The 9,454-nt window shown below is 71.3% G+C and carries 8 protein-coding genes; 5 read left to right on the top strand and 3 right to left on the bottom strand.

Annotated elements, in window-relative coordinates:
• Positions 1–288: 288 nt before the first annotated feature.
• The gene (locus ACFWZH_RS39160; RefSeq protein ID WP_384443205.1) at positions 289–1,263 is read left to right on the top strand and encodes a YsnF/AvaK domain-containing protein; all 975 of its coding nucleotides are present in this window, start codon (positions 289–291) and stop codon (positions 1,261–1,263) included.
• An 81-nt stretch (positions 1,264–1,344) separates the two neighbouring features.
• Positions 1,345–1,941 carry a TetR/AcrR family transcriptional regulator gene (locus ACFWZH_RS39155; RefSeq protein WP_384443203.1) on the top strand — a complete coding sequence of 199 codons (597 nt, stop codon included), beginning with the start codon at positions 1,345–1,347 and terminating at the stop codon, positions 1,939–1,941.
• 63 nt (positions 1,942–2,004) lie between these two features.
• Here the strand turns inward: ACFWZH_RS39155 and ACFWZH_RS39150 are convergent, their stop codons facing one another.
• Together ACFWZH_RS39150 and ACFWZH_RS39145 are read right to left on the bottom strand one after the other, a co-directional pair.
• Positions 2,005–3,630, bottom strand: a complete 1,626-nt coding sequence (locus ACFWZH_RS39150) for a DHA2 family efflux MFS transporter permease subunit (protein WP_384443200.1) — start codon at positions 3,628–3,630, stop codon at positions 2,005–2,007.
• 324 nt (positions 3,631–3,954) lie between these two features.
• Positions 3,955–5,196, bottom strand: a complete 1,242-nt coding sequence (locus ACFWZH_RS39145; RefSeq protein ID WP_384443197.1) for a PucR family transcriptional regulator — start codon at positions 5,194–5,196, stop codon at positions 3,955–3,957.
• 203 nt (positions 5,197–5,399) lie between these two features.
• On the opposite strand from ACFWZH_RS39145, the gene ACFWZH_RS39140 reads away from it, so the two are divergent.
• Both ACFWZH_RS39140 and pruA read left to right on the top strand, forming a co-directional pair.
• Positions 5,400–6,326: a proline dehydrogenase family protein gene (locus ACFWZH_RS39140; RefSeq protein ID WP_384443194.1), complete on the top strand. Its 927-nt coding sequence runs from the start codon at positions 5,400–5,402 to the stop codon at positions 6,324–6,326.
• Positions 6,327–6,382: 56 nt separating this feature from the next.
• Positions 6,383–8,014, top strand: a complete 1,632-nt coding sequence (pruA, locus tag ACFWZH_RS39135) for an L-glutamate gamma-semialdehyde dehydrogenase (protein WP_384443191.1) — start codon at positions 6,383–6,385, stop codon at positions 8,012–8,014.
• 62 nt (positions 8,015–8,076) lie between these two features.
• Here pruA and ACFWZH_RS39130 read toward each other — a convergent pair whose 3' ends face one another.
• Positions 8,077–8,715, bottom strand: a complete 639-nt coding sequence (locus tag ACFWZH_RS39130) for a Uma2 family endonuclease (protein ID WP_384443188.1) — start codon at positions 8,713–8,715, stop codon at positions 8,077–8,079.
• 355 nt (positions 8,716–9,070) lie between these two features.
• On the opposite strand from ACFWZH_RS39130, the gene ACFWZH_RS39125 reads away from it, so the two are divergent.
• The gene (locus ACFWZH_RS39125) at positions 9,071–9,202 is read left to right on the top strand and encodes a hypothetical protein (RefSeq protein WP_099055466.1); all 132 of its coding nucleotides are present in this window, start codon (positions 9,071–9,073) and stop codon (positions 9,200–9,202) included.
• The last annotated feature ends 252 nt before the right edge of the window (positions 9,203–9,454 follow it).

Raw genomic sequence — 9,454 nt, 5'->3', positions numbered from 1 at the left:
GCCGATGTCGGTGGCGAGGCGCTGGTCGCGCTGACCGTCGACGACACGATTCCGCCGGCCGTGCTGAGCGAGATCTCCGAGGAGATCGGCGCGACCTCCGTGCGCGCGGTGAACCTCGGCGACTGATCGTACGATCTCGCAGGTCAACGGGCCCGGACCCCGCCTTGGCGGAGTCCGGGCCCGTTGGCGTCCGCGCTTGCGTGGCTCCGCCCGGCGGCGCGCAATGGGAAGGAGTGCACGGCGAAGCGTGCACGCCCCCGCCGGCGCGCGGCGGAAGGAGGACACGCCATGAATGCACCTGTGGGCGACTCCCCGCAGAGCCTGACCGGTCTGCGGGTGGTCGACGTGGACGGCGTGAAGGTGGGTACGGTCCAGCAGGTCTACCGGGACGACGCGACCAACGACCCCGAGTGGATCACCGTGCGTACCGGCCTGTTCGGGATGAAGGAGACCTTCATTCCGCTCGCCGGGGCCCGCCGGACCGGCGATGAGCTGCGCGTTCCGCACACCAAGGACACCATCAAGGAGGCGCCGGGGATCGACGCCGACGGCCATCTCGACCCGTCCGAAGAGGCCCGGCTCTACCGCCACTACGGGCTGATGCGGCCGGACGATCCCTCCGACGACGGCGGGCTCGAAGGCGTCGCCGACGACCGTGCCCGCGCCGACACCGTCGTGGCGTCCGGCCTCGGGCCGCGGCCCGCCGCGGGTGCGGCCGGGGCCAGGACCCGGTCCATGGCGGACACCACGGCCCACACCCCGGCGCGGGGCGAGCGCAACAAGCTCTTCGACCGGCCGCCGGCCGGGGCGGGCGCGGCCACCCGCGGCCGCGACGCGGCGGACGCCCGGTCCGGAGCTGAGCCCGCCGCCGAGCTCGTGCTCTCCGAGGAGCGGCTGGAGATCGGCACCGAGGAGCGGGTGACCGGACGGGTCCACTTGAGCAAGCACGTGGTCACCGAGGAGGTGCACCGCACGGTCCCGGTCACGCACGAGGAGGTGCGGGTGGTCCGCGAGAAGATCACCGAGGAGGACCGGCGGGCGGGCCGGGCGGCGCCGCGGACCGGTCACGGCCGCTCCGAGGTCGTCCTGCACGAGGAGCAGCCCACGATCAGCAGGAAGATGGTGCCGGTCGAGCGGGTGTGGCTGGAGACCGAGCGGGTGACCGAGCAGAAGGAGATCACCACCGAGATCCACCGGGAAGAGGTCGAGATCGACGACGGCACGGGTCCGCGCAAGGACACCGGGCCGGGCCGCCCCCGCTGACCCGGGGTGACCGCCAGAACGTATACGTACGTTTAAGACAGCCGTCTGGTACGAGCGTATGCGCAGAGCTAGGCTGCCGGCATGGGACACCGTGAAGATCTGCTGGAAGGCGCCAAGCGCTGCCTGCTGGAGAAGGGGTACGCGCGCACCACCGCACGCGACATCGTGGCCGCCTCCGGCGCCAACCTCGCCTCCATCGGATACCACTACGGCTCCAAGGACGCCCTGATGCGCCAGGCGGTCATCGCCTCCAGCGAGGAGTGGGGCGCGAGCGTGGCCGAGGCGCCCTCCGCCGGCGGCGCGCGGGCGGCGGACGCGGACCCGCTGGAGCGGTTCGCCGCGGTCTGGGACAACGTCCTGCGGCGGATCGCCACGGAACGGGAGTTCATCGCCGCGCAGGTCGAGGTGCTGGGGCTGCTGCCGCGCGACGAGGGGCTGCGCGAGGCGATCGGCGAGGTGCTGCCGGAGGGCAACGAGGGCCTCGTCGCGATCTTCGAGGGGGTGCCGGACACCGAGGTCGACGCGGAGGCGGCCCGGGTCGTCGGCTCCTTCTACCAGGCCCTGCTCACCGGCCTCATGGTGCAGTCGCTGGTCACCCCCGACGCGCTGCCCTCCGGGGACGACCTGGCGGCCGCGCTGCGGCGGGTCACCGCGGGCGAGGTGCTGCGCAAGCGGTGACCCTCCCGTGAAGAGCCCGACGAGGGCCGCCGCCACCGGGCCGCGACCCCCGTCGGTGCCGGGTCACTCCTGTGGTGCGGTTTCCGCCTGCCGCTGCCGAGCCGGCTCGGCAGCCGGCTTCTTGTGCGGGCTGAACAGGAGACAGAGCGCCGCGGCGGCCACCAGAGCCACGGCGCACGCCATGAGGACGGTCTGCATGGCGTCGACGAAGCCGGCGGCGAAGGTGTCGGCGGTGACACGTTCGTACAGGCCGGCCGTGGCCGGGTCCAGTCCGCTGGGCGGCGCGGGCGGACCGTAGTGCTGCGCGGCGGCGGCGCTGTCGTCGACGAACCGGGCGCGCAACCCCTCCGGCAGCCGGCCGGCGTGCCTTACGGCCTCGTCCCGCAGGGCCGAGGAGAGGCGGGCCGACAGCAGGGCGCCCAGTACGGCGGTGCCCAGGACACCGCCGATCTGCCGGGTGGTGCTGGAGACGCCGGAGGCCGCCCCGGCCAGCCGCGGGTCCACGCCGTCGGTGGTGGCCTGCTGCAGTGGTGCGAAGGTGGCGCCGCTGGCGATCCCGATGACGACCAGACCCGGCAGCAGGCTCCACGCGCTGCTGGTGGGGCCGGCCAGGCAGAGCAGCACCAGCAGGCCGACGGCCAGCAGTGTCACCCCGGCCATCAGGACGTACGTGCCGCCGAACCTGTCCGACAGCCGCCCGGCGCAGGCCGAGCCGACCGCGGTGAGCACGGCGTTCGGCAGCACCGCCAGGCCGGTCTCCAGCGCCGAGTACCCGCGGGCCGTCTGCAGGTACAGCACCAGGACGAACATGATGCCGATCATGCCGAGTTGGAAGACGAACCCGACCCCGTTGCCGACCGCGAAGTTGCGCGTGCCGAACAGGGCCGGGGGCATCAGGGGCTCACCCCGCTGCCGGTGCTGCCAGACGACGAACACCGCCAGCAGCACGACGCCCGCGACGATGACCGAGGGGATGCTGATCGGCCCGGCGATGGTGCCCCAGTCGTAGCGCTCGCCCTCGATCAGGCCGAACACGATGCCGCTCAGCCCGGCGGTGGCCAGCGCGACACCGACCAGGTCGAGCCGGTGGGCGCGGCCCGAGCGCATGGGCGGTACGCAGGTCAGCGCCAGCACGGCGGTGACGATCCCGATCGGGACGTTGAGGAAGAAGATCCAGCGCCAGCTGACGTGGGCGAGCAGGAGACCGCCGACGACCGGGCCGAGGATCGGGGCGAGACCGGCGATCGCGCCGAACAGGCCGAACGCGCGACCCCGCAGCCGTGGCGGGAAGACCGTCAGAATCGACGAGATGACCTGGGGGAACAGCAGCGCTCCGCCCAGCCCCTGCAGGGCCCGCGCGGCCAGCAACCCGGCCGGCGAAGTGGCCAGCCCGCACAGCGCCGAGGCGAGGGTGAAGACGACGATGCCGATCACGTACAGCCGGCGGTATCCGAAGACGTCCCCCAGCCGCCCGGTGCTGATCAGCAGCACCGAGAAGACCAGCAGATAGCCGTCGACGACCCACAGCACCTGGTCGTAGGAGGCGCCCAGGCCGTGGATCAACGTGGGAACGGCGACGTTGACGATGGATCCGTCGAGCAACGACATGAAGAAGCCGATGCACATGATCGCGAGTACCCGCCACGGACGCCGCGTGGACGGGGGCGGGGTGGAAATGACTTCCGGCACTCCGGAAACCTCCCTGAGGGAACCGGCTCTGCTGGCGACGACGCGGACCGGGCCGCTGACGCCGACCAGGCCGCTGATGCCGGAACGGTGCTCACGCCGGAACACGGTCCCCGGCAGTTCCCGGGGGCCTCGGAAAGGACCGGAAGGGCAGACGCACGTCGTCACCATCACAGAACACCCTTGTCAGGATGTGATGAGTGACTTCCACCTTCCCCGTGTCATCGGGACCCGGGGGAAGCTGGTTGGCGAGGCGGAAGGCCCAACGGTGAGAAGTCGACCCGCACCGTAACACAGCGCCCGGAGCCGTCGGATGCCTGAACGCCCCTACAGGCGCGCCGCCTTGAGGGCCATGTGCAGCAGCAGCCGGTGTTCGCCGTCGTCCAGGTCCAAGCCGGTCAGCTTCTCCACCCGGCCGAGCCGGTAGTAGAGCGTCTGGCGGTGGATGCCCAGGGCCTGCGCGGTGCGCCCGGCCTGGCCCGCGCAGTCGAGGAACACCTCGGCGGTGCGGGCGAGTTCGGCGTGTGCGGGGGTGAGCAGCGGGCCGATCGCGGGGTCGGGGTCGGTGGCCGGCAGCGCGGTCAGCATGCGGTACGAGCCGATGGCGTCCCACTGGACGATCGGCCCCAGCCGGGGCTCGGCGCGGGCCGCGCGGGCGGCGTCCAGGGCCTCGCGCCAGGCGGCCGGGAGGTCGGTCAGCTCCCGTACGCCGATGCCGATCCCGGCGGCGCCCGGACCGGGCCGCGCGGGGTGGGGCCCGGCGGCCGCTGCTGCGCCCGCGCGCGGCGAGCGCAGCAGATGTTCGGCCACCGTGTGGGCGGGGGTGAGCGCACCGGTCGAGCGCAGCCGCACCAGGGCGGCCAGGGCGGGCCCGGCCGCCGCGGACCCCGGAAGGTCGCCGGCGCGCAGCGCGCACGCCGCGAGCAGCCCCGGCAGGCTCGGCAGCGGCGCCGCGCCGGTGTCCGAGGTGTCCCAGGGGGCCACCGCGACCACGGTGAGCGGCACCCCGGACGTGAAGCGCAGGGTGTCCCGCAGGGCGTCGCGCAGCGCGGCCGCGGCGGCCAGCCGCCCGGCGGGCTCGGTGAGCAGCAACTCCCGCAGCAGGTCGCCGAGTTCGGTGCCGGCGCGGGACTCGGCGGCCAGCAGCGCGCCGATCCGGGCGGCGGTCTCCATGGCCTGGGCGATCCGCGGGTCGGGCGGGGTGCCGTGGCCGCCCAGGGCGAGGTCGCTCAGATGCCCGTCGTCCAGCAGCCAGACGTAGCCGTGCGCGATGCCCTGATGGCGTACGGGCAGACAGATCCGGCCGCGGAAGACCCCGGCCGCCGGGTCCGGCGGAATGCGCAGCGCCGTCGTGGCCCGGGCGATCCCGAACGCCTCGAACCAGGCCCGTACCGCCGCCGACGAGCGCCGCTGCAGGATCGAACGGGTCCGCACCGGGTCCATGACCTCGTCGTCCTCGCCCTCGTGCGCGCCGAACGCGATCAGCCCGAAATCCCGGTCCTCCAGCGTCGCCGGCGCGCCGAGCGCCGCCGAGATCTCGTCCACGAGCTGCTGGTAGTCGCCCCGCATCCCTCGCCGGCCCTCTCCTGTCGCAGTGGTTACCCCCACCATTCTCATACATCTGTCTGAGATCCCGACCACGAAGGCGTGACAGCTGTCGATGGCCGGGAAGTGGCGCGATCCTTAAGTTTCAGGTGGCTCATTCGTGCCGGGGCATCCGCCTCGTCCGGCGTTCGCATGGCATTTGTCATCCTGAATCGTGGAGGTGCCCCATGCTGGGTCCCGTGCTCCTCGCCGCAGCGCGCAGCGACAGCATCCGCCGTATCGTCGCGGCCGCTCCGGTCACCCGTCCTGTGGTGGACCGGTTCGTCGCCGGCGAGCATCTGGACGAGTCCATGGCGGCCGTACGGTCCCTGGCCGCGCGCGGCATGGAGGTCACCCTCGACCACCTGGGCGAGGACATCACCGACCCGGCCGAGGCGCTGCGCAACCGCGACGCCTACCTCCAGCTGGCCGAGGCCCTCAAGGAGCACGGGCTCGGCGTCAAGGCCGAGATGTCGGTCAAGCTGTCGGCCTTCGGCCAGGCGCTGGCCGGCGGGCACGAGCTGGCGCTGAAGAACGTCACTCCGGTGGTCGAGGCGGCCGCCGCGGCCGACACGACGGTGACCCTCGACATGGAGGACCACACCACGGTCGACTCCACCCTCGCCATCCTCGCCGAGCTGCGTAAGCGCTTCCCCCAGACGGGCGCGGTGGTGCAGTCCTACCTCTTCCGCACCGAGGACGACTGCCGTGCGCTGGCCGGGGAAGGCTCCCGGGTGCGACTGGTCAAGGGCGCGTACAAGGAGCCCGCGACGGTCGCCTTCCAGGACAAGCGGGAGGTCGACAAGGCCTATGTGCGCTGCTTGAAGATCCTGATGGCCGGGCAGGGCTACCCCATGATCGGGTCGCACGACCCGCGGATGGTCGCCATCGCCCAGGAGCTGGCGCACCGCAACGGGCGCAAGCCGACCGACTACGAGTTCCAGATGCTGTTCGGCATCCGCGAGGCAGAGCAGCAGCGGCTGGTCGCCGAGGGGAACCGCATGCGGGTGTACATCCCCTATGGCACTGATTGGTACGGATACTTCATGCGTCGGCTCGCCGAGCGCCCCGCGAACCTCGGCTTCTTCTTGAGGTCGCTCGCGACACGAGGATGACGGACGCCCCCAAAAGACCGCAGTACGTACGAACCGACGATCGAAGGAGAACGGCCATGGACGCTGTGACCCAGGTCCCCGTGCCGGTGAACGAGCCGGTCCACACCTACGCCCCCGGCAGCCCCGAGCGCTCCCGTCTGGAGGCCAAGCTCAAGGAGCTCGCCGGCAACCCGATCGAGCTGCCGATGACCATCGGCGGTGAGCGGCGGATGGGTGGCGGCGAGCGCTTCGACGTCGTACAGCCGCACAACCACTCGGCCCGGCTCGGCACGTACGCCAACGCCACGGTCGCCGACGCCCAGGACGCGGTGGACGCCGCGCTGGCCGCCGCCCCGGCCTGGCGCGCGATGTCCTTCGACGACCGCGCCGCGATCATCCTGCGGGCCGCGGAGCTGCTCTCCGGCCCGTGGCGCGAGACGATGGCCGCCGCCACCATGCTCGGCCAGTCCAAGACGGCTCAGCAGGCCGAGATCGACACCCCCTGCGAGCTGATCGACTTCTGGCGCTTCAATGTGCACTTCGCGCGCCAGATCCTCGCCGAGCAGCCCCCGGCGAACTCCCCGGGCGTGTGGAACCGCTCGGACCACCGTCCCCTCGAAGGCTTCGTCTACGCGATCACGCCGTTCAACTTCACCGCGATCGCCGGCAACCTCCCGACCGCCCCCGCCCTCATGGGCAACGTGGTCGTCTGGAAGCCGTCCCCGACCCAGACCTTCGCCGCCGTGCTGCTGATGCAGCTGCTGGAGGAGGCCGGTCTGCCCAAGGGCGTGATCAACCTCGTCACCGGTGACGGCAAGGACGTCTCCGAGGTGGCGCTGACCCACCCCGACCTGGCGGGCATCCACTTCACCGGCTCGACCAAGACCTTCCAGTACCTGTGGAAGACGGTCGGCAACAACATCGAGAACTACAAGACCTACCCGCGACTGGTCGGCGAGACCGGCGGCAAGGACTTCATCGTCGCCCACCCCACGGCCGACCGCGCCGTGCTGAAGACCGCCATGACCCGTGGCGCCTTCGAGTTCCAGGGCCAGAAGTGCTCCGCGGCCTCCCGCGCGTACGTCCCGGCCTCCCTGTGGAACGCCGGGTTCAAGGAGGAGTTCGCCGCCGAGGTCGAGTCGCTGACCATGGGCGACGTCTCGGAACTGGCGAACTTCATGGGCGCCGTGATCGACGAGCGCTCCTTCGCCAAGAACAAGGCGGCGATCGACCGCGCCAAGGCCGACCCGACCGTCGAGGTCGTGGCCGGCGGCACGTACGACGACAGCGAGGGCTACTTCGTCCGCCCGACGGTCCTGGTCTCCACCGACCCGGAGAACGAGATCTTCAAGGACGAGTACTTCGGCCCGATCCTCGGCGTCTACGTCTACGACGACGCCGACTACGACGCCATGCTCACCCAGATGGAGTCCGCCTCGGCCTACGGCCTGACCGGTTGCGTCATCGCCCAGGACCGTGCGGCGGCCGCCGTCACCTGCGAGAAGCTGCGCTTCGCGGCCGGCAACTTCTACATCAACGACAAGCCCACCGGCGCCGTCGTCGGCCAGCAGCCCTTCGGTGGCGGCCGGGCGTCCGGCACCAACGACAAGGCCGGTGCCAAGCAGAACCTGATGCGCTGGACCTCCACCCGCTCCATCAAGGAGACGCTGGTCCCGCCGACGGACTACCGCTACCCGCACATGGGCTGACGCCCGTTTGTACGCCGACGGCCCGGCCCCCTTTCCAGGGGCGCCGGGCCGTCGGCGTCGGATCACCTGTCGGAGCTGCGTGGGCCGGTGATGGACTCGCCGATCACGAAGCCCTTGGCGGGGCCTTCAGGGATGGTGATGTCAGTGCCGTATGGCCTCCGCATGGAGTCGGCGTAGGCCGCTTCTTCGGGAGAGGGGGAGGTGAACACGGTGACGTGGCCGTGGTCGTCGTAGTCGTCGATGATCACGTACACGGGGATGCCGGCGCGGGCGTAGGCGCGGTGCTTGCGGACGCGGTCGCGCTGGAGACCGTCGTGACCGGGAGAGACCACCTCAGCAACGAGCACTACACAGCGGGCATCGAGGCCAAGACCGTCATCGGTGATGAACTCGTCATCGCTTTCGGGGGAGACGACTGCGTCCGGAATCCAGACCTTTCGGCGGTGAATAACGTTGATGTCGTTGTTCACGCGGAATGAGCTCGACTGTCTGTCGAGGTACAGGACCAGCTCTCGGCGCAGCGCGTTACTGGCCTTGCCGTGGCTGTACCGACCTGTAGGCGACACCTCGATGAACTCCTCGACGATCTCGGCGCGGTAGCCCTCGGGGAGTTCCATGGCTTTCCACGCCTGCCACAGGACCTCGTCCAGATCAGATCCGGACATCGCGGCCTCCGGCGCCTCGTGTGCGAGAGCGGTCATGGTGCGGCACCTCCTCCTCGTAGTGTGGGCGGGCTTGGCCCTGGGGCACAAGCGACGCCGCGACGCCAGTCAGCGTGTGCACGGCTCCGACCAGCGAATCTCCGAGGATCACTCGTTCGAGCACACGCCCGCCGTCTCAGATAGTAGGAAGCCCAAGTAATTGTGCAGACATCACGGCCGAGCTGCCCTACGTTTGTAGAAGCCGAACGTCTCGCTCGATCGAGCGAAGGCGGATGCGGCCCGGTGCGTGAGCGCAGGTGACCCCTGCCGTGCCGTGGCCCCCGCCCCTTCCGGCCGCTTCTGGATCGACGCATCCCTTTTTGTTCTCGGGGCTTTGGCATTGGAGACGTGAATCATGGCCGAGACCGCCGTCCGCAGGACCCGTCACTCCGCTCGTACGACCAACGAAGCCGACCGCAGGAACGCCGCGGCCGCCCTCCAGCGCGCCCTCGACCGCCGGGACAACGGCGGCTCGACCGGGCACTGAGATGATGCGCGCACGATCCGGGCGGGTGCTGTCGAGGCCGGCGTCGGTGCCCTGCCGCTGCTGCTGGCGGATCCGGCTGTCCGTGGCCCGGTGGCTCTTCCTCTCCTGAACGCCGCCGGGGGCGCCCGGATCCCGGACGCCCCCGCGGCCTGCGGGTGCCCCTAGGGCGTGTCCGATGGGTCATGGCCGGGTCCGCGGCGGGAGGGCCGGCCCCGCGCGGGGTGGGGGAAACGGCCCGAGTGCGCCGCGATC

Origin of the sequence: Streptomyces sp. NPDC059008, from assembly GCF_042749045.1 — a bacterium.
In the GTDB taxonomy this organism is placed as follows: Bacteria; Actinomycetota; Actinomycetes; order Streptomycetales; family Streptomycetaceae; genus Streptomyces.
Note: the sequence above shows the minus strand (reverse complement) of the source record. Positions and strands in the feature narration are given on the sequence as shown.

Coding starts and splice junctions, on each gene's coding strand:
- ACFWZH_RS39145 (WP_384443197.1), bottom strand. CDS start 5,196: ATGCGGGGCGACTACCAGCAGCTCGTGGACGAGATCTCGGCGGCGCTC.
- ACFWZH_RS39160 (WP_384443205.1), top strand. CDS start 289: ATGAATGCACCTGTGGGCGACTCCCCGCAGAGCCTGACCGGTCTGCGG.
- pruA (WP_384443191.1), top strand. CDS start 6,383: ATGGACGCTGTGACCCAGGTCCCCGTGCCGGTGAACGAGCCGGTCCAC.
- ACFWZH_RS39125 (WP_099055466.1), top strand. CDS start 9,071: ATGGCCGAGACCGCCGTCCGCAGGACCCGTCACTCCGCTCGTACGACC.
- ACFWZH_RS39155 (WP_384443203.1), top strand. CDS start 1,345: ATGGGACACCGTGAAGATCTGCTGGAAGGCGCCAAGCGCTGCCTGCTG.
- ACFWZH_RS39130 (WP_384443188.1), bottom strand. CDS start 8,715: ATGACCGCTCTCGCACACGAGGCGCCGGAGGCCGCGATGTCCGGATCT.
- ACFWZH_RS39140 (WP_384443194.1), top strand. CDS start 5,400: ATGCTGGGTCCCGTGCTCCTCGCCGCAGCGCGCAGCGACAGCATCCGC.